This is a genomic window from Lysinibacillus sp. OL1 (genome assembly GCF_004332175.1).
Taxonomy (GTDB): Bacteria; Bacillota; Bacilli; order Bacillales_A; family Planococcaceae; genus Lysinibacillus; species Lysinibacillus capsici.
In genome coordinates, this window is record NZ_SJDS01000142.1 from 1 (window position 1) to 247 (window position 247).

The following is a 247-nucleotide window of genomic DNA, read 5'->3' on the forward strand; positions in this document are numbered from 1 at the left end:
ACCATCACCGGTAAGTTAAGCTTGGCAAACTGTTCGGCGATCACCGAGTGAATCCGCTTGGCCCGCGACAAAATGGCGATGTCGCCCGGCGTGATCGGGCGGACCCGCTTGGTTTCCGGGTCCAAGATCGTTTCCTTGGCCAGGAGCTCGCGGATCCGTTGGCCAATCAGCCAGACTTCGCTAGCGACCTTGTCTTCCGGCTGGCGGACCACGATGGCGTCCTCGCCGGTGGGGTTAGCGGTCGTTT

The 247-nt window shown here is 61.5% G+C and carries 1 protein-coding gene; it reads right to left on the minus strand.

From position 1 onward, the window contains the following. The coding region (locus EW028_RS24830; protein WP_131522792.1) for a hypothetical protein at window positions 1–247 on the minus strand (247 nt) is incomplete at both ends.